The sequence below is a fragment of the Actinomadura formosensis NBRC 14204 genome, from assembly GCF_001552155.1.
In the GTDB taxonomy this organism is placed as follows: Bacteria; Actinomycetota; Actinomycetes; order Streptosporangiales; family Streptosporangiaceae; genus Spirillospora; species Spirillospora formosensis.
The window spans coordinates 42,941-61,506 of record NZ_BCQQ01000029.1 but is presented as its reverse complement, the minus strand read 5'-3'; the positions used below and the strand labels follow the sequence as shown (position 1 = coordinate 61,506).

Sequence of the window (18,566 nt, the reverse complement as noted above, 5' to 3'; positions counted from 1 at the left end):
CCCGCCGGCGCCGGCAAGAAGCCGCGGGCCGGGAGCGGCGCGCCCGCCAAGGGCGGCACGGGAACGACCCGTACCGCCCGGCCGCGGGCGGGCACCGGCGGCGGCTCCGGCCGCCGGCCGCGCGCCCGCGCGGCCTTCAACCGCCGCGACCCGATGAAGCGGCTCAACATGGGCCTGCTCGCCGTCGCGTTCGTGCTGTCGCTGTTCGCCGGACGCCTCGTCCAGCTGCAGACGATCGAGTCCGGCAAGTACACCGAGCAGGCGATGAGACAGCGGCTGCAGACGTTCAAGCTGCCCGCGGTCCGCGGCGACATCACCGACGCGCAGGGCCACCCGCTGGCGATGACGGTGGAGGCGCGCGCGATCTACGCCGACCCGTCGCTGATCAAGGCCGGCAAGCGGCAGGAGATCGTGAACGCGCTGGCCTCCACGCTCGGCCTGAACCCGGCGACGCTGATGAAGAAGATCAGCAAGCCCGACACCCGGTTCGTGTACCTGGCGCACGGCGTCCGGCCCGACCAGGCGCGGCTGATCACGTCGTGGAACTACCTCGGAATCGGGACTTTGCCGGAATATCGCCGCGAGTATCCCAACGATTCGCTGGCCGCGAGCGTCATAGGTTTCGTGAACGACACGGGGAAGGGCGCCGCGGGCCTGGAGAGCTCGATGGACGACGTGCTCGCCGGGCAGCCGGGCTGGCAGCGGGTGGAGATCAGCCTGGAGGGCCAGCACATCCCGATGGGCGAGGAGCAGAGGCGTCCCCCCGTGCCGGGCCACGGCGTCCGGCTCACGCTCCAGCGCGACCTGCAGTTCAAGGCGCAGGAGGCGATCGAGCAGCAGGTCAGGGCGACCCGCGCCGACAGCGGCAGCGTCATCGTCATGGACCCGCGCACCGGCAAGCTCCTCGCGATGGCCTCGGCGCCCGGGTTCGACCCGAACCGCTACGCCGAGTCCGACCGCGCCCTGTGGGGCAGCCCGCTGGTGCAGGAGGCGTACGAGCCGGGCAGCACCGGCAAGGTCGTCACGGCCGCCGCCGTCATGGAGCACGGCGGCGTCACCCCGCGGACGCCCTACACCGTCCCCGACAAGATCAAGAAGTACGACGTCGTGTTCCACGACTCGCACCCGCACGCGCCGGAGCGGCTCACGTTCGGCGGGGTGCTCGCCAAGTCCAGCAACGTCGGCACCATCATGGCCAGCGAGAGCATCAACTCCCAGCGGCTCTACCAGACGCTGCGCGAATTCGGCTTCGGGCACAAGACCGGACTGCCGCTGCCCGGCGAGACGCCCGGCCTGCTGAAGCCGCCGCACCAGTGGTCGGGCACCGACCGCTACCCGATCGCGTTCGGGCAGACGGTCTCGGTCAACGCGGTGCAGATGGCGAGCGTGTACGCGACCATCGCCAACGGCGGCGTGCGCGTCGCGCCCACCCTCGTCGAGGGCACGGTCGGCGAGAACGGCAAGTTCACGCCCGCGCCCGCGCCGGAGCGCAGGCAGGTCATCAGCGCACAGACGGCCCGCCAGATCAGCGACATGCTGGAGGGCGCCACCACGAACGAGGGCACCGCGCCCAAGGCCCAGATCAAGGGGTACCGCGTCGCGGGCAAGACCGGCACCGCCGAGATCGTCAACCCGCGCTGCGGCTGCTACGACGGCGGCGGCTACACCGCGTCGTTCGCCGGGTTCGCCCCGGCGGACGACCCCCGGCTGGTCGTGCAGGTCGTCCTGCAGGACCCCAAGCGGGGCAGCCACTATGGTGGCGATGCGGCCGCTCCGGTCTTCAAGGACGTGATGAGCTTCGCCCTGCAGTCCGAGAAGATCCCGCCGACGGGGAGCCGAGCGCCGACCACCGAGATCTACGCCCGAAACTGACCGCAGCGAGTACCCTCCTCGCCTGTGAGTCCACCACCCGTGTCCCACCAGTCCCAGCCCGCTCGTACCGAAAGAACCGCCATGCGTCCCACCACCAATCCGGCCCGCCCGCTGAGCGGGCTCGCGGAGCTTCTCGGGATCGAAGGGGGCGGCTGGGACGACGTGTCCGCCACGGGGATCACCCACGACTCGCGGGCGGTGCTGCCCGGCGACATCTACGTGGCGCTGCCCGGCGCGCGCGCCCACGGCGCCCAGTTCAGCGTCCAGGCCGCGGAGGCGGGCGCGAACGCGATCATGACCGACCCGGACGGGTACGACCGGGCGGCGGCGACGGGTCTGCCGGTCCTGGTGGTGGCCGACGTCCGCGCCCGGCTCGGCGACGCCGCGTCGTGGGTGTACGGCGAGCCGGGCAGCGACATCACGCTCATCGGCGTCACCGGCACCAGCGGCAAGACCACCACGGTGTTCCTCATCGACGCGGGGCTGCGCGCCGCCGGGATCGAGACGGGCCTGGTCGGCGGCGTCGAGATCCGGGTGGGCGGCGAGCGGGTGCCGAGCGCGCTCACCACCCCGGAGGCGACCGACCTGCATGCGCTGCTGGCGATGATGCGCGAGCACGACGTCGGCGCCGCCGCGATGGAGGTGTCCAGCCACGCCCTCGTGCAGGGCCGCGTCGGCGGCGCCCGCTACGAGGTCGCGGTGTTCACCAACCTGTCCCAGGACCACCTGGACTACCACCCGACCATGCAGGACTACTTCCTGGCGAAGGCGCGACTGTTCACGCCGGAGTACTCCCGCGTCGGGGTCATCAACCTGGACGACCACCACGGCCGCGAACTGCTGGAGATCAGCCGGGTGCCGGCCACGACGTTCTCGGCGTCCGGGGACCCGGCGGCCGACTGGCGGGCCGAGGACGTGCGCGCCGGCGCCGACGGCAGCGTGTTCCGCGTCGTCGGGCCCGGCGGGATCGAGGCGGACGCGCAGGTCCGGCTCGCCGGCCCGTTCAACGTCGCCAACGCGCTCGCCGCGATCGTCGCGCTGGTCGAGGCGGGCATCCCGCTGCAGGCCGCCGTCCGCGGGGTCGGCTCGCTGCCCGGCGTCCCCGGCCGGCTGGAGCGTGTCGACGAGGGCCAGGACTTCGTCACCCTCGTCGACTACTCCCACAAGCCCGGCGCGGTCGAGGCCGTGCTGAACGCGCTGCGTCCCGTCACCGAGGGCGACCTCGCGGTGGTGCTCGGCTGCGGCGGCGACCGCGACCGCGGCAAGCGGCCGCTCATGGGCGAGGCCGCCGCGCGGCTGGCCGACATGGCGTATTTCACCAACGACAACCCGAGATCGGAAGATCCGCTCGCCATTCTCGCCGCTATGGTCGAGGGCGGGCTCAAGGTGCCGCAGCGCGAGCGCGCGCACATCGTCGTGGAACCCGACCGCGCCGCCGCGATCGGGCTGGCCATCGGCCGGGCCCGCCGCGGCGACGTCATCGTCGTTGCGGGCAAGGGCCACGAGCAGGGTCAGAACGTGGCGGGCGAGGTGCATCCGTTCGACGACCGCGAGGTCGTCCGCGCGGCCCTCCGGCGCCGGACACAAGGGATTAGAGGGGACGGGACGCAGGCGTGATCCCACTTCCGCTGTCGACGATCGCGGAGATCACGGGGGGTACCCTTCACGGGCCTCCGGACGTCGTGGTGAGCGGCCCCGTGGTCATCGATTCCCGCGCGGTGGAGCCCGGGGCGCTGTTCGCGGCGCTGCAGGGCAAGCGCGCGGACGGGCACGACTTCGCGGCCGGGGTGCTGGCCGCCGGGGCCGCCGCGGTGCTCGCGCAACGCCCCGTGGAGGGGCCGTGCGTGGTCGTCGCCGACGTCCGGGAGGCGCTCGGGCGGCTGGCCCGGGGTCTGCTGGAGCGGCTGCCGGACGTGACCGTCGTCGCGGTCACCGGCTCGGCCGGCAAGACCTCCACCAAGGACCTCATCGCCCAGGTGGTGAGCCGCGCCGGCCCGGTGGTGTACCCGCCGGGCTCGTTCAACAACGAGATCGGGCTGCCGCTCACCGTGCTGCGCGCCGACGCGCGGACGCGCCATCTCGTCCTGGAGATGGGCGCCCGCGGCATCGGCCACATCGCCTACCTGACCGGGATCGCGCGCCCGGACGTCGGGGTGGTGCTGAACGTCGGCACCGCGCACGTCGGGGAGTTCGGCGGCAGGGAGAACATCGCCCGCGCCAAGGGCGAGCTCGTCGAGGCGGTGCCGCCGGGCGGGACGGCCGTCCTCAACGCCGACGACCCGCTGGTCGCCGCGATGGCGTCCCGCACCCGCGGCGAGGTCGTCACGTTCGGCCGCTCGCCGGACGCGCTCGTGCGGGCCGAGGACGAGACGCTCGACGAGCGGGGCCGGGCCCGGTTCACCCTCGTCGCGCCGGAGGGGGCGGCGCCGGTCGCGCTGCGCCTGCACGGCTCGCACGCCGTCCAGAACGCGCTCGCCGCGGCCGCCGCGGCGCGGGCCGCCGGGCTCGGGCCGGAGGTGATCGCCGAGGCGCTGTCGGCGGCCGTGCCGGTCAGCCGGTGGCGGATGGAGGTCACCGAGCGGGCCGACGGGGTGACCGTGGTGAACGACGCCTACAACGCCAACCCCGACTCGACCCGCGCCGCGCTCGACGCGCTGGTGCACATGGCGCGGGGCCGCCGCGCGTACGCGGTGCTGGGCGAGATGGGGGAACTCGGCGCCGTTTCTGTGGCGGAACATGCCAAGATCGGGCAGCATGTCGCGCGCAGCGGGATCGCCGGGCTCATCGTCGTCGGCGCGAACGCCGCCGCGATGGCCGAAGGGGCCGGGCAGGTCGCGTCATGGACGGGAGAGTGCGTGCAGGTGGATGACGTCGGCGCGGCGGTGGCCGCGCTCAGCGAGCGGCTCGCGCCGCGGGACGTCGTGCTGGTGAAGGGCTCCCGCGTCGCCGGCCTGGAACGGGTGGCCGAGGCGCTGCTCGCGGAGGATGCCCGATGACCAACATCATCATCGCCGCGGGTGTCGCGCTGATCTTCGTGATGGTCGGCACGCCGGTGTGGATCCGGATCGTCAACCGGCTCGGCTACGGCCAGATGATCCGCGACGAGGGCCCGGAGGCGCACCTCAACAAGCGCGGCACCCCCACGATGGGCGGGACGGTCTTCATCGTCGGCTCGCTCGTCGGCTACGGCGTGGCGCACCTGGTCACCGGGGACGAGCCGACGATCTCCGGCCTGCTGGTGCTGTTCCTGATGACCGGCCTCGGCCTCGTCGGGTTCGTCGACGACTACATCAAGGTGTTCAAGCAGCGCAGCCTCGGCCTGCGCAGCGGCGCGAAGATGATCGGGATCATCCTGGTCGGCGTCGTGTTCGCGGTCGCGTCGCTGAACTTCCCGAACGGCTACGACGTCACCCCCGCCGACCCCCACCTGTCCTTCCTGCGCGACTTCGGCCCCTCGATCGGCCCGTACCTGTTCGTGGTGTGGGCGCTGCTGCTCATCGCGGCCATGTCCAACGGCGTCAACCTCACCGACGGGCTGGACGGTCTCGCCGCGGGCCCGGCCGGCATGGTGCTGGCCGCCTACGTGATCATCGGGAACTGGCAGCTGCGCAACAGCTGCGCCGCCGCCCTCGTCCCCAACTGCTACAGCGTCCGCGACCCCCTCGACCTCGCGGTGGTCGCCGCGGCCGTGCTCGGCGGCGTGTTCGGCTTCCTGTGGTGGAACGCCCCGCCCGCGAAGATCTTCATGGGCGACACCGGCTCGCTGGCCCTCGGCGGCGTGCTGGTCGGCCTGGCGATCCTCACCCGCACCCAGTTCCTGCTCGCCATCCTGTGCGGGCTGATCGTGATGATCACCCTGTCGGTGATGATCCAGGTCGGCGGGTTCAAGCTGACCGGCAAACGCGTGTTCAAGATGGCCCCGCTGCAGCACCACTTCGAGCTGTCCGGCTGGGCCGAGACCACGATCGTCGTGCGCTTCTGGCTGATGTCCGCGCTGTTCACCGCGATCGGCATCGGCCTGTTCTACCTGGAATGGATGCCGAAGAAGTGAGCGAACCCTGGGACGGCCTGGCGGTGTGCGTGGCGGGGCTCGGCGTGTCCGGCCGCGCCGCCGCCCGCGTGCTGGCCGCCCGCGGCGCCCGCGTCACCGTGGTGGACGCCCGCGACGGAGCGGAGCAGCGCGAGCACGCCGCCGAGCTGGAGGCCCGCGGGGTCACGGTCCGGCTCGGGGACGGCGAGAGCCTCCCGGAGGCCACCGGCCTCGTCGTGACGTCGCCCGGCTGGCGGCCGGACGTGCCGCTGCTCGCCGCGGCGGCGGCCGCGGGCATCGAGATCATCGGCGAGGTCGAGCTCGCCTGGCGGCTCCGCGGGCCGGACGCGGCGCCGTGGCTGGCCATCACCGGGACGGACGGCAAGACGACCGTCGTCCGGATGCTGGCGTGCATGCTCACCGCCGCCGGCCACAAGGCCCTCGCGGTCGGGAACGTCGGGACGCCGATCGTCGAGGCCGTCACCGAGCCGTACGACGTGCTGGCGGTGGAACTGTCGAGCTACCAGCTGCACTGGTCCAGCTCGCTCGCCCCGCGGGCGGCGGTCGTGCTGAACGTCGCCCCCGACCATCTCGACTGGCACGGCTCCATGGACGCCTACGTCGGCGCCAAGGGCAAGATCTACGCGCCGGGCACCGTCGCGGTCTACAACGCCGACGACGACACGTCCACGGCGCTCGCCGAACGCGCCGAAGGCGTGGACCGGCGCGTCGGGTTCACCCTGCGGGTGCCGCGGCCGGGCGAGCTCGGCGTCGTCGAGGACCTCCTGGTCGACCGGGCGTTCACCGGCGACCCGGCGCGGCACGCCGCCGAACTGGCCGAGCTCCGCGACGTCCGCCCGTACGCGCCGCACAACGTCGCGAACGCGCTGGCCGCCGCCGCGCTGGCCCGCGCGTTCGGGGTGCCGCCCGAGGCCGTCCGGGAGGGCCTGCGCTCGTTCGTCCCCGACCCGCACCGCATCCAGCACGTCGCGGACATCGCGGGCGTCGCCTACGTCAACGACTCCAAGGCGACCCAGCCGCACGCCGCCGCCGCGTCCCTGGCCGCCTACGAGTCCGTCGTGTGGATCGCCGGCGGCCTTCTCAAGGGCCTGGACGTCGACGACCTGGTGCGCTCGTGCGCCGGACGGCTGCGCGGCGTCGTGCTGATGGGACGCGACCGGCACCGGATCGCGGAGGCACTCGCGCGACACGCCTCGAATGTCCCGGTCGTGGACGTCTCCGACACCGACACTGGGGCGATGGAACGCTGCGTCAACGAAGCCTCCGGCCTCGCCCGTCCGGGAGACACCGTGCTCCTCGCGCCCGTCGGGGCGTCCTTCGACATGTTCGCCGGCTACCCGGCCCGCGGTGACGCCTTCATCGCGGCGGTCGAACGCCTCGCGGGGGCGTCCGGCTCCGGGGACGACCGGTAGCCGTGACCGCCGCGGCGGAGGAGGAGGGCGGCGGACGCCCGGGACCGCGCGAGCAGGTGGTCGCCGCCGTCGGGCTGCTCGACCGGCCTCTGACCTCCTATTACCTGGTGCTGGGCTGCTCGGTGATGCTGCTCGCGCTCGGCCTGACGATGGTGCTGTCGGCGTCCAGCGTCAAGCAGCTCCAGGCGACGGGCTCGGCGTACACGCTGTTCCAGAAGCAGGCCGTGTGGATGGCGATCGGGCTGCCCTGCATGTGGCTGGCGTCCCGGCTGCCGGTGAAGACGTTCCGCGCGCTCGCCTACCCGCTGCTGCTGCTGTCGGTCGTCGCGCTGGCGATGGTGCTGGTCCCCGGGCTCGGGCGCAGCGCGGGCGGCGCCACCCGCTGGGTCGATCTCGGGCCGGTGCAGATCCAGCCGTCCGAGCTCGCCAAGCTCGCGCTCGTGCTGTGGGGCGCCGACCTGCTGGCCCGCAAGGACAGGCTCGGCCAGCTCACCGAGTGGCGGCCGCTGCTCGTCCCGCTGATGCCCGGCGCCGGGATCCTCGTCCTGCTGGTCATGCTGGGCAGCGACCTCGGCACCACGCTGGTCCTGCTCACCGTCTTCCTCGCGCTGCTGTGGGTGGTCGGCGCGCCCGGGCGGCTGTTCGTCGGCATCGCGGGGCTCGTCGGCCTGCTGGTGTCGATCCTCATCCTGGTCGAGCCGTACCGGATGCAGCGCCTCACCGGGTTCCTCGACCCGTCCGGGAACCAGCTCACCACCAACTACCAGGGCACCCAGGGGCTGTTCGCGGTCGCGTCCGGTGGTCTCTTCGGGACGGGCCTCGGCGAGGGATGGGCCAAGTGGGACTACCTGCCGCACGCCGAGACCGACTTCATCTTCGCGATCGTGGGGGAGGAGTTCGGGCTCGCCGGCACCCTCGTCGTCCTCGGCCTGTTCGGGATGCTCTCCTACGCCGGCCTGCGGATCGCCCGCCGGGTGAAGGACCCGTTCACCCGGCTCGCCGCCGCGGGCGCCACCGCCTGGATCATCGTGCAGGCCATCGTGAACATCGGCGCCGTCATCGCCGTCCTGCCCATCACCGGGATCCCCCTTCCGCTGGTGTCGTACGGCGGTTCGGCGCTCGTTCCGACCCTTTTCGCGCTCGGGATGCTGCTCGCCTTCGCCAAACGTGAGCCCGGCGCGCGGCAGGCACTCTCCGCACGTGGCCCCGGACCGGTCGTGAGGGCTCTAAGCTGGCTGGGTCTGGCACGGCGGTGAAATCCCCCTTTCGAACACGCTGAGGAGTTGTCAACGAGCATGAGGGTTGTCCTGGCCGGCGGGGGCACCGCCGGACACATCGAGCCCGCCCTGGCCCTCGCCGACGCGCTGCGCCGCAACGACCCGAACACCGGGATCGTCTGCCTCGGGACGGAGCGAGGGCTGGAGACCCGTCTCGTCCCGCAGCGAGGGTACGAACTCGCGCTGATCCCGCCGGTGCCGCTGCCGCGCACGCTGACCCCGCAGCTGCTGTCGGTGCCCGGCCGGCTGCGCGGCGCGATCAACGCGGCGGCGGCCGTCCTCGACCAGGCCCGGGCCGACATCCTGGTCGGCTTCGGCGGCTACGTCGCCACCCCCGGCTACCTCGCGGCCCGTAAACGCAAGGTGCCGATCATCGTGCACGAGGCCAACCCGAAGCCGGGTCTCGCCAACAAGCTCGGCGCCCGGTTCACCGAGCACGTGGCGGTGTCGCACGCCGACTCGCCGCTGCCGAACGCCACGTTCGTCGGCATCCCGCTGCGCCGCGAGATCGCGACGCTCGACCGGCTCGCGATGGGCGACAAGGCCCGCTCCTACTTCGGGCTGCTGCCCGACCTGCCCACGCTGCTGATCTTCGGCGGCTCGCAGGGCGCCCGCTCGCTGAACCAGGCCGCGGTGGCCGCCGCGCCGTACTTCCGGCAGGCCGGCATCCAGGTGCTGCACATCGTCGGGCCGAAGAACACCGAGGAGCCCGAGCCCTCGTCCGGCGGCCCGCAGTACGTCACGATCCCGTACTGCGACCGGATGGACCTCGCCTACGCCGCCGCCGACATGGCCATGTGCCGCGCGGGCGCGATGACGTGCGCGGAGCTGGCCGCCGTGGCGCTGCCCGCGGTGTACGTCCCGCTCCCGATCGGCAACGGCGAGCAGCGGCTGAACGCCGAGCCGATCGTGGCGGCGGGCGGCGGCATGCTGGTCGACAACGCCGAGCTGTCGCCCGACTGGATCGCCCGGCATCTGCTGCCGGTGCTGGCCGACCCGGGCCGGGTCGCGCACATGTCCGAGGCGGCCGGCCGGATGGGGCGCCGGGACGCCGACGTCGCGCTCGCCCGCATGGTGTACGACGTGGTCCGCTCGGCGGGCGCCGCGCGATGAGCCTGATCGACCCCGGTGAGGTGGTCCCCGCCGGCGAACTCGGCAGGGTCCACTTCATCGCGATCGGGGGCGCCGGGATGTCCGGCATCGCCCGCATCATGCTGCGGCGCGGCATGGCCGTGTCCGGCAGCGACGCCCGCGACTCCGAGCTGCTCGCCCAGCTCGGCGGCCTCGGCGCGAAGGTGTTCGTCGGGCACGACGCCGCCCATGTGGGCGATGCCGACACGGTGGTGGTCTCCACGGCGATCCGGGAGGGCAATCCCGAGCTGGTCGCCGCCCGTGCGCGGGGCCTGCGCGTCCTGCACCGGTCCGCGGCGCTCGCCTCCCTGATGATCGGGCGGCGCGCGGTGGCGGTCGCGGGCACGCACGGCAAGACCACCACGACGTCGATGCTGACGGTCGCACTCCAGCACGCGGGCGCCGACCCGTCCTACTGCATCGGCGGGCAGCTCGTCACCACGGGGCTCGGGGCGGACGAGGGAAGCGGCGACGTCTTCGTCGCGGAGGCCGACGAGAGCGACGGCTCGTTCCTCATGTACACCCCGCACATCGCGGTCATCACGAACGTCGAGGCCGACCACCTCGACAACTACGGCGGCTTCGAGCGGGTGAAGGAGAACTTCGCGCGCTTCGTCGAGCGCGTCGAACCGGGCGGGACGCTCGTCGCCGGCGCCGACGACCCGGTGGCGATGGAGCTCGCGGAGCACGCGCGGGCGCGGGGGCTGACCGTCCGCACCTACGGGGAGGCCGAGCACGCCGACCTGCGGGTGACGGGATTCACTCCGCGCGGTCTCGGCTCCCGGTTCGAGATCGAGGGCGCCGGCGAGGTCCTGCTCGCCGTCCCCGGACGGCACAACGCGCTCAACGCCGCCGCCGTCATCGCGGTCGCGCGGTCGCTCGGGGTGGACGACGCGGCCGTGCGGGCGGGCCTCGCCGCGTTCGGCGGCGCGATGCGGCGGCTGGAGCGCAAGGGCGAGGCGGGCGGCGTCGAGGTGTTCGACAGCTACGCCCACCACCCGACGGAGCTGACCGCCGACCTGGAGGCCACCCGCGACTACCTGGGGGAGAAGGGCGGCGGCCGGATCATCGCGGTCTTCCAGCCGCACCTGTACAGCCGCACCCGGTTCTTCGCCGCCGAGTTCGGCGCGGCGCTCGGGCTCGCCGACGTCGCGGTCGTGCTGGACGTCTACGGCGCCCGCGAGGATCCCGAGCCCGGCGTGACGGGGGCGCTCGTCGCGGACGCGGTCCCGGCCGGCACCGAGACCGTGTACGCGCCCGTCCGGGATGAGGTGCCCGGCATCGCGGCGTCGCTCGCCCGGCCCGGTGATGTCGTCATCACGCTGGGTGCCGGGGATGTGACGCAGCTCGGCCCGCCGGTTCTCGATCGGCTCGCGGGGTGACACGCCGCCGCCCGCCCGGTGGGCGGCGCAGGAGGGGAAGACTGTCAGGCTTGGGTGATGACCGAGGCGCAGACGGACCGGCGCGCGGCCCGGCGGGAGGAGCCCGCGGGCGATGGGCGCGGCCGGCCGAACCGGTGGAAGGCGATCTTCGTCACGCTGCTGGTCGCCGGCGTGCTCGGGCTGGTGGCGTGGGTGCTGCTCGGCTCCCGGCTGCTGGTGGTGCGGCACGTCGAGGTGACCGGCGCCGATCTGGCGCCCCGCGACCGGATCGCCGCGGCCGCCGAGATCCCCGTCGGCACCCCGATGGCGCGGCTGCGCACCGGCGCGATCCGGGAACGCGTCGAGCGGCTCCGCGAGGTGGAGTCGGCGGAGATCGAGCGGCACTGGCCGGGGACGGTCCGTATCGTTGTCCGGGAGCGGGTCCCGGTGGCGGTGTTCGCACGCGGCGGGCGCTACCACCTCCTTGACCGGTACGGGGTCACGGTGGCCGACCGAGGGTCCCGCCCGCCCGGGCTGCCCGTGCTGACGGTCGCCTCGCCGGGGCCGTCCGACACGGCGACTCGCGCGGCGCTCACCGTGCTGTCCGAGCTGCCGGAACGGCTGAGCGGGGGGCTGGCCGAGGTCGAGGCCACCGGCCCCGAGGCGGTCACCTTGTACATGAAGGACGGGCAGACGGTGGTGTGGGGGGCCGCCGAGCGGGCAGGAGAGAAGATCCGGCTGCTGGACGCCGTTCGGCGTACGGTGGCCGGCCGTGCCCTACGCACCGTGGACATCAGTTCACCCGAGGTCCTCAAGACGAAATGAGGGGATATTCGGGTCCGGTGCGACACGCCGGGGGAGTTAGGGGGAGGTTAGTTGACCCTGGCCGTAAGGCCGCCCTACTGTCCGTATCAGTCCTCAGGTTGACATAACTGTAAGCCTCAAGTTGAGGGTGAGGGTTTACCCCACCCCAGCGCACAGGTCGGAAACACCGCGGCGGCACGGTCGGCAGACCGGTCAGGGCGGTCGGAGAGAGCGGAAAGGCCCCTCGTCGTGGCAGCACCGCAGAATTACCTCGCGGTCATCAAGGTCGTCGGTATCGGCGGCGGCGGCGTCAACGCCGTCAACCGGATGATCGAAGAGGGCCTCAAGGGCGTCGAGTTCATCGCGATCAACACGGACGCCCAGGCGCTGCTGATGAGTGACGCCGATGTGAAACTGGACGTGGGCCGTGAGCTCACCCGCGGCCTCGGCGCCGGCGCCAACCCCGATGTCGGGCGCAAGGCCGCCGAGGACCACCGCGAGGAGATCGAGGAGGTCCTCAAGGGCGCCGACATGGTGTTCGTCACCGCCGGGGAGGGCGGCGGCACCGGCACCGGCGGCGCACCCGTGGTCGCCAACATCGCCCGCTCGCTCGGCGCCCTGACGATCGGCGTCGTCACCCGCCCCTTCAGCTTCGAGGGCAAGCGCCGCGCCATGCAGGCCGAGGCCGGCATAGAGACGCTGCGCGACGAGGTCGACACCCTCATCGTCATCCCCAACGACCGGCTGCTGTCGATCTCCGACCGGCAGGTCAGCGTGCTCGACGCCTTCAAGGCCGCCGACCAGGTGCTCCTCTCCGGTGTCCAGGGCATCACCGACCTGATCACCACCCCCGGCCTGATCAACCTGGACTTCGCCGACGTCAAGTCCGTCATGTCCGGCGCCGGCTCGGCGCTGATGGGCATCGGCTCCGCGCGCGGCGACGACCGCAGCGTCGCCGCCGCCGAGATGGCGATCTCCAGCCCGCTGCTGGAGGCCAGCATCGACGGCGCGCACGGCGTGCTGCTGTCCATCTCCGGCGGCTCCGACCTCGGGCTGTTCGAGATCAACGAGGCCGCGCAGCTGGTGTCCAACGCGGCGGCCTCGGACGCCAACATCATCTTCGGCGCGGTCATCGACGATGCGCTCGGCGACGAGGTGCGGGTCACCGTGATCGCCGCGGGGTTCGATGAGGGCAGCCCTAGCAAGCCGGCCCCTGAGCCGGAGGCCAAGAGACTTCCGCCGCCGCCCCGCCCGGTGCCGCCGCCGCCGGTGTCCGCGCCGCCCGCCGCCCCGGCCAACCCGATCCCCAGCCGGATCGGGCGGTCCGAGCCGGCGGGCACGCACCAGGCCCAGCAGGGCTCGCAGTCGTCGGTGGCGCAGGCCGCCGCCGCGCCGCCGGCCCCGGTCCTGCCGCAGCGGGCCGAGAGCGATCGCCCGCAGCCGTCCGCGCAGGGCCACGACGACCGGACGGCGGGACGCGACGAGCCCGCCCGGCCGGGGAGCACCTCCCCGGGGCCCTCGGGCGACCGGGACGCCGGCGAGGCCGCCGGGTCGCGCGCCCCCGCGCCGCGCCAGCCCTCCGAGCAGACCTCCTCTTCCCGCGTGCACGCGGGCGAAAGCGACGGCGGCTCCGCCTCCTCCGGGCAGCGCCGCCGTCCCGTGGTGTTCGACGAGGATGACGACCTCGACGTCCCCGACTTCCTGAAGTGATCACCACCGTCGCCCTGGGCGACGGCGTCGGCGCCGCCTTCACCGGCCGCGCCGGCGGCGTGAGCGGGCCCCCCTACGACTCCCTGAACCTCGGCGGCGCTGTCGGCGACGACTCCGCCGCCGTGCTCGGCAACCGGCGGCGCGCCGCGTCGGCGCTCGGCGTCGACGCGGGCCGCACCGTCTTCATGCGGCAGGTCCACGGCGCGGACGTCGCGTTCGTCACCTCCCCCGAGACCCCCGGCCCCGTCGACGCCGTCGTCACGACCGTCCCGGGCCTCGCCCTCGCCGTCCTCGTCGCCGACTGCGCGCCCGTCCTGCTGGCCGACCCCGCCGCCGGGGTCGTCGGCGCCGCGCACTCCGGCCGTCCGGGGACGGCCGCCGGGGTCGTCCCGGCCCTGGTGAAGGCGATGTGCGAGCGGGGTGCCGACCCCGCCCGGATGACCGCCGCGATCGGGCCGGCCGCGTGCGGCCGCTGCTACGAGGTTCCCGCCGAGATGCGGGACGAGGTCGCCGCCGTCGTGCCCGCCGCGTACTCCACCACGTCCGAGGGCACACCCGGCCTGGACATCCGCGCCGGCATCGCCGAGCAGCTCGCGTCCGCCGGGGTGGCCGGAACGCGCATCGACGCCCGCTGCACGATCGAGGACCCGGGGCTCTTCTCCTACCGCCGCGAGGGGCGAACCGGGCGCTTCGCCGGATATGTCTGGCTCAAGGACGACGCGTGACCCACCAGGAACACCTCACCCCAGAGCAGCGCCGGGCGGAGCTGGCCGAGGGCCTCGCCGCGGTCCGCGCCCGCGTCGCCGCCGCCTGCGCCGCCGCCGGCCGCGACGAGGCCGAGATCACGCTCATCGCGGTGACCAAGACGTTCCCCGCCTCCGATGTGCGGCTGCTCGCCGGGCTCGGCCTCACCGATGTCGGCGAGAACCGCGACCAGGAGGCCCGCCCGAAGGCCGCCGAATGCGCCGACCTCCCGCTGACCTGGCACTTTGTCGGCCGGCTGCAGAGCAACAAGGCTCGCGCGGTCGCCGGCTACGCCGACGTCGTGCACTCGGTCGACCGGTCCCGGCTGGTGTCCGCCCTGTCGGAGGCCGCCGTCCGCGCCGGCCGCACGCTGCGCTGCCTCGTCCAGGTCTCGCTGGACGAGGAGGAGGCCGCGCAAGGCCGGGGCGGAGCGGCCCCGGACGCGGTGCCGGGGCTGGCCGACGAGATCGCCGGGGCCGCCGGACTCGAACTCGGCGGCGTGATGGCCGTCGCGCCGCTCGGGGCCGACCCGCTGCCCGCCTTCACCCGGCTCGCCGGGGTCGCCGGGGAGGTGCGCCGGAACCATCCGGGCGCCCGGATCGTCTCTGCGGGTATGAGCGGCGATCTGGAACAGGCGATCGCGTGCGGCGCGACACACCTGCGGGTCGGTACGGCGTTGCTCGGCGGTCGGCGGGCAATCGTCAGGTAATGTCCCCCCAGTGGCGCCTGCCCGTACGTACGCAGGTCGCCACGGCGGATCAGTCCAACGACGGCACCGGACGCTCCCGGAGCCGCGGCCACAGGACACGGAGGGGCGTATGGCCAGCGCGATGCGCAAGATGGCGGTCTACCTCGGCCTTGTGGAGGACGACCGCTACGACGACAAGTACGGCGACTACGACGAGTACGAGGTCTACGACGACGAGACCGACACCGGGCAGGGCCGCCGTCGCGAGGACGAATCCGGCGGTCAGCTTACCCGAGCGGAGGAGACCGCGGACCGGGATCGTGACCATCACTCTCCGTCGACCATCGAGCGGCGGTCCGTGGCTCTCTACGAGACCGGTACCACCGACCTTGCTCGTATCACTACCCTGCATCCAAGGACCTACAACGAGGCAAGGACCATCGGAGAGCACTTTCGGGAGGGCACGCCGGTGATCATGAATCTGACCGAGATGGTGGACAGCGACGCCAAGCGTCTGGTCGACTTCGCGGCAGGTCTCGTGTTCGGCCTGCACGGGAGCATCGAGCGTGTTACCAACAAGGTGTTCCTCCTGTCGCCCGCCAACGTGGAGGTGACGGCGGAGGACAAGGCCCGGATGGCCGAACGTGGGTTCTTCAACCAGAGCTGAGATTTACATGCGAGAGTGTCCGTGAGCATCGTTGGATCCATAGTGCAGGGCGTCCTGTACCTCTTCCTGCTCTTCCTGATCGGGAGGCTGGTGCTGGAGGTCGTGCAGTCCTTCGCCCGGCAGTGGAAGCCGAGCGGGGTGGTTCTCGTGATCGCCGAGGTGACGTACACGGTGACCGATCCGCCGCTGAAACTGCTCAGGCGTTTCATCCCGCCGGTCCGGCTGGGTAACGTTGCGTTGGACCTCAGCTTCACCGTCCTCATCCTTGTGGTCTGGGTCTTGATCATCTTCGTCCGCTCGATATTCGGCGGAGGGTAGGTCGATCGGATACGGTCCTCCGGGGACAGACTCCAAGCGCGCCAAGGAGACGAGAGCATGCCGCTGACACCCGCTGACGTGCGGAACAAGCAGTTCAGTACCACCAGGCTGAGGCCGGGGTATGACGAGGAGGAGGTGGACGCCTTCCTCGACGAGGTCGAGGCGGAGCTCGACCGCCTCATCCAGGAGAACGAAGAGCTGCGCGCCAAGCTGGCCGAGTGCCTGCGCGGCAAGGTCCCCGCCATGGCCGCCCCCATCGTGGAGCCCAAGCCGGACGTCCAGAAGATCCCCGAGCCTCCCCGTCCCGAGCCGCAGCCGCAGCCCGAGCCGGAGCCCGTCCTCGGCCTCGGCATGTCCCCCGCCCCCACCGGCGAGGACAACATGGACACCGCGGCCCGCGTGCTCGCGCTGGCGCAGCAGACCGCCGACCAGGCGATCGCCGACGCCCGCCGGGAGGCCGACGAGACGCTCGGCCGCGCCCGCCGCGAGGCCGAGGAGATCCTCGGCAAGGCCCGCCGGCAGGCCGACCAGATCGTCAGCGAGGCCCGGTCCCGCGCCGAGGCCCTCGACCGCGACGCCCAGGAGCGGCACCGCCAGGTCATGGGCTCGCTGGTGCAGCAGCGCGAGGAACTGGAGCGCGAGGTCGACAACCTGCGCGCCTTCGAGCGCGAGTACCGCAGCCGCCTGAAGGTCTACCTGGAGGGGCAACTGCGCGACCTGGAGGCGGGCAGCACCGAGACCGGCGCGTTCGCCGCCGTCCCGGGCGCGGTCCCGGCCCCGTCCCCGCAGGCCCCGCCCCAGACCGGTCCGCAGACGGGCCCGCAGAGCACCCTGTCGCACGGCGAGAACCGCAACGGCGTCCCCGGCGCACCGTCTCCCGCGCCGGGCACGTTCCCGCCGCCCGCCGAGCACGCCCAGCAGGTCCAGCACTCGGCGACCGGCGCGTTCCACGCGGGCGGTGACAACCCGCCGCACGACAGGCGCTGACGCGGCCGCCGCAGGCGATAGGGTCGTCCCCATCTCCGGGCCGGGCGTGGCGATGGCGCCATCCCGGCGGTGCCGGACGGTCGTGCGGGACGGCCACCGGTTCCGTCCGCGGTCCGGAGCCGAGCGGCCCGAACGAGTGGGAGAGACCCTGTGATCATCCTGAGTGGCGTTCTCGTGGTGGTGGCGATCGCCCTGCTGGTAGCGGGAATCGTCGCCGGCAACGGAGACAGCGCCCAGGTCTTCGGCCTGGATGCGCTGGTGGTGATCTACATCTCGATCGCCGTCAGCATCGTCTCCGCGCTGTGCCTGGCCATCGGGGTGTTCCTGCGCCGCAAGGAGCTCTGGGGTCCCGGGGCCACGACGGCGCCGGCCCGTCCGGCCGCCAAGAAGGCCAAGAAGGACAAGCGCGGGAAGGCCGCGCCGCCGGTACCGGCCAAGGGCGCCACGAGCCTCCCGGCGGCCGCGATCCCGGCCGCCGACCCGGCCGACGACGCGTTGGAGATCCCGGCCCCGTCCGTCGACGTCCCCGACGACGCCATCGTGTACGTCGTCCGCGGGCGCAAGCGCTACCACCTCGACACGTGCCGGCAGCTCGCCGGGCGTGACGCCGAGGAACTCACCTACGCCGAGGCCATGGAGGAGGGGTTCAGCCCCTGCACCGCCTGTATGCCCGACACCGCACTGGCGGCGCGCGCCGCGGCGTCGGCCCCCGCGTCCCCGGACGCGGGTAAGGCGGCAGAGGCCGGCTCCCCGGGCCGTGAGCCCGGTGCGGAGCGCTCCAGGGGCGGCCTGGCGGGGCTCGCCGGGCCGGCGTCCTCACCTCACGCCGCGCCGGCGTCGTTCACCAGGCCCGGTTCGTTCGAGGAACCCGCGTCCTCCGGCAGGCCGGGCGCGTTCGACAGGACGGCCGAGATCCCGCGGGCGGACGAGCCCGCCGCGCCGGAGCGTCCGGCCGCGAGTCCGACCGGCCCGACGCTGACCGACGTGCCCGTCGCGGGGCTGTTCACGTCCGGTGCGGCGGCCGGAGAGCCCGCCACGGCGCCGGAGACATCCGAGGAGCCCGAACCGGCGGCGAAGGCCCCGGAGGGCCGCTCCGGCGGCGACGAGGCCGCCGAGACCGAATCCGCGTCGCCTGACGCCACCGCCGATGTCACCGCCGACCTGAGCGCCGCGGCCCCCGGGCCGCGCCATGCCGCCGACACGGCCGATGACGAGTCCGCCGAGTCCGCCGAGACCGGGGTCGCGGACGGCGATGAGGACGCTCTCGCCCCGGAACCGGCCGCCGAGCCCGAGCCGGAACCGTCCGGCGCGGCCGCGGCGGACCAGGAGCCGGCGGACGAGCCGGCGGACGACGGACCGGAGGTCCGCATCCTCAGCGGCACCAAGCGCTACCACCGCGTCGACTGCGCCCTCATCGAGGACATCGGAGACGAGGCCGAGGACCTGGAGTCGCTGTCGCGCGCGGAGGCCAAGTCGCGGGGCTGCACGCCCTGCCTGGTCTGCCAGCCCGACCGCGAGCACGCCCGCGACTGAACCCGCCGGCC

General features: G+C 73.3%; 16 protein-coding genes. All 16 read left to right on the top strand.

Annotation, left to right across the window (positions count from 1 at the left end; genetic code table 11):
* Positions 1-153: 153 nt before the first annotated feature.
* The 16 genes from AF1_RS10485 to AF1_RS10410 all read left to right on the top strand — a co-directional run bounded on the left by AF1_RS10485 (position 154) and on the right by AF1_RS10410 (position 18,555).
* Complete coding sequence (locus AF1_RS10485; RefSeq protein ID WP_067795837.1) at positions 154-1,872, top strand: peptidoglycan D,D-transpeptidase FtsI family protein; 1,719 nt, start codon at positions 154-156, stop codon at positions 1,870-1,872.
* Between the two features lie 81 nt (positions 1,873-1,953).
* Complete coding sequence (locus AF1_RS10480; protein ID WP_067795813.1) at positions 1,954-3,489, top strand: UDP-N-acetylmuramoyl-L-alanyl-D-glutamate--2,6-diaminopimelate ligase; 1,536 nt, start codon at positions 1,954-1,956, stop codon at positions 3,487-3,489.
* Positions 3,486-4,868: a UDP-N-acetylmuramoyl-tripeptide--D-alanyl-D-alanine ligase gene (locus AF1_RS10475; RefSeq protein ID WP_067795810.1), complete on the top strand. Its 1,383-nt coding sequence runs from the start codon at positions 3,486-3,488 to the stop codon at positions 4,866-4,868. The genes AF1_RS10480 and AF1_RS10475 overlap by 4 nt, the downstream gene beginning before the upstream one ends.
* Positions 4,865-5,923 (top strand): phospho-N-acetylmuramoyl-pentapeptide-transferase, encoded by a 1,059-nt coding sequence (gene mraY, locus AF1_RS10470; RefSeq protein WP_067795808.1) that lies wholly within the window; start codon positions 4,865-4,867, stop codon positions 5,921-5,923. Before AF1_RS10475 ends, mraY begins: the two co-directional genes overlap by 4 nt.
* Positions 5,905-7,335, top strand: coding sequence for a UDP-N-acetylmuramoyl-L-alanine--D-glutamate ligase (murD, locus tag AF1_RS10465; protein WP_067795805.1), 1,431 nt, complete (start codon positions 5,905-5,907; stop codon positions 7,333-7,335). Before mraY ends, murD begins: the two co-directional genes overlap by 19 nt.
* A gap of 2 nt (positions 7,336-7,337) precedes the next feature.
* A complete protein-coding gene (ftsW, locus tag AF1_RS10460) occupies positions 7,338-8,591 on the top strand; it encodes a putative lipid II flippase FtsW (RefSeq protein ID WP_067795802.1) in 1,254 nt (417 codons plus the stop codon).
* Between the two features lie 39 nt (positions 8,592-8,630).
* A complete protein-coding gene (murG, locus tag AF1_RS10455; RefSeq protein WP_067795799.1) occupies positions 8,631-9,725 on the top strand; it encodes an undecaprenyldiphospho-muramoylpentapeptide beta-N-acetylglucosaminyltransferase in 1,095 nt (364 codons plus the stop codon).
* Positions 9,722-11,125, top strand: coding sequence for a UDP-N-acetylmuramate--L-alanine ligase (gene murC / locus AF1_RS10450; protein ID WP_067795795.1), 1,404 nt, complete (start codon positions 9,722-9,724; stop codon positions 11,123-11,125). The genes murG and murC overlap by 4 nt, the downstream gene beginning before the upstream one ends.
* 57 nt (positions 11,126-11,182) lie before the next feature.
* Positions 11,183-11,929 carry a cell division protein FtsQ/DivIB gene (locus AF1_RS10445; RefSeq protein ID WP_067795792.1) on the top strand — a complete coding sequence of 249 codons (747 nt, stop codon included), beginning with the start codon at positions 11,183-11,185 and terminating at the stop codon, positions 11,927-11,929.
* A 228-nt stretch (positions 11,930-12,157) separates the two neighbouring features.
* Positions 12,158-13,618, top strand: coding sequence for a cell division protein FtsZ (gene ftsZ / locus AF1_RS10440; RefSeq protein WP_067795787.1), 1,461 nt, complete (start codon positions 12,158-12,160; stop codon positions 13,616-13,618).
* Positions 13,615-14,343, top strand: a complete 729-nt coding sequence (gene pgeF, locus AF1_RS10435; RefSeq protein WP_067795783.1) for a peptidoglycan editing factor PgeF — start codon at positions 13,615-13,617, stop codon at positions 14,341-14,343. The genes ftsZ and pgeF overlap by 4 nt, the downstream gene beginning before the upstream one ends.
* Positions 14,340-15,071 (top strand): YggS family pyridoxal phosphate-dependent enzyme, encoded by a 732-nt coding sequence (locus AF1_RS10430; RefSeq protein WP_067795780.1) that lies wholly within the window; start codon positions 14,340-14,342, stop codon positions 15,069-15,071. Before pgeF ends, AF1_RS10430 begins: the two co-directional genes overlap by 4 nt.
* Before the next feature lie 109 nt (positions 15,072-15,180).
* Positions 15,181-15,717, top strand: a complete 537-nt coding sequence (locus tag AF1_RS10425; RefSeq protein ID WP_067795777.1) for a cell division protein SepF — start codon at positions 15,181-15,183, stop codon at positions 15,715-15,717.
* Positions 15,718-15,738: 21 nt separating this feature from the next.
* On the top strand, positions 15,739-16,035 hold the full coding sequence (locus AF1_RS10420; RefSeq protein WP_067795834.1) for a YggT family protein: 297 nt from the start codon (positions 15,739-15,741) through the stop codon (positions 16,033-16,035).
* Positions 16,036-16,092: 57 nt separating this feature from the next.
* Positions 16,093-17,022: a DivIVA domain-containing protein gene (locus tag AF1_RS10415; RefSeq protein ID WP_067795774.1), complete on the top strand. Its 930-nt coding sequence runs from the start codon at positions 16,093-16,095 to the stop codon at positions 17,020-17,022.
* A 150-nt stretch (positions 17,023-17,172) separates the two neighbouring features.
* A complete protein-coding gene (locus AF1_RS10410; RefSeq protein WP_067795773.1) occupies positions 17,173-18,555 on the top strand; it encodes a hypothetical protein in 1,383 nt (460 codons plus the stop codon).
* Positions 18,556-18,566: the final 11 nt, after the last annotated feature.

Bases quoted from the DNA above. Each gene is read 5' to 3' on its own strand.
- AF1_RS10480 (WP_067795813.1), top strand. From the start codon at position 1,954: ATGCGTCCCACCACCAATCCGGCCCGCCCGCTGAGCGGGCTCGCGGAG.
- mraY (WP_067795808.1), top strand. From the start codon at position 4,865: ATGACCAACATCATCATCGCCGCGGGTGTCGCGCTGATCTTCGTGATG.
- AF1_RS10425 (WP_067795777.1), top strand. From the start codon at position 15,181: ATGGCCAGCGCGATGCGCAAGATGGCGGTCTACCTCGGCCTTGTGGAG.
- murD (WP_067795805.1), top strand. From the start codon at position 5,905: ATGGATGCCGAAGAAGTGAGCGAACCCTGGGACGGCCTGGCGGTGTGC.
- murC (WP_067795795.1), top strand. From the start codon at position 9,722: ATGAGCCTGATCGACCCCGGTGAGGTGGTCCCCGCCGGCGAACTCGGC.
- AF1_RS10485 (WP_067795837.1), top strand. From the start codon at position 154: ATGAAGCGGCTCAACATGGGCCTGCTCGCCGTCGCGTTCGTGCTGTCG.
- AF1_RS10415 (WP_067795774.1), top strand. From the start codon at position 16,093: ATGCCGCTGACACCCGCTGACGTGCGGAACAAGCAGTTCAGTACCACC.
- AF1_RS10445 (WP_067795792.1), top strand. From the start codon at position 11,183: ATGACCGAGGCGCAGACGGACCGGCGCGCGGCCCGGCGGGAGGAGCCC.
- murG (WP_067795799.1), top strand. From the start codon at position 8,631: ATGAGGGTTGTCCTGGCCGGCGGGGGCACCGCCGGACACATCGAGCCC.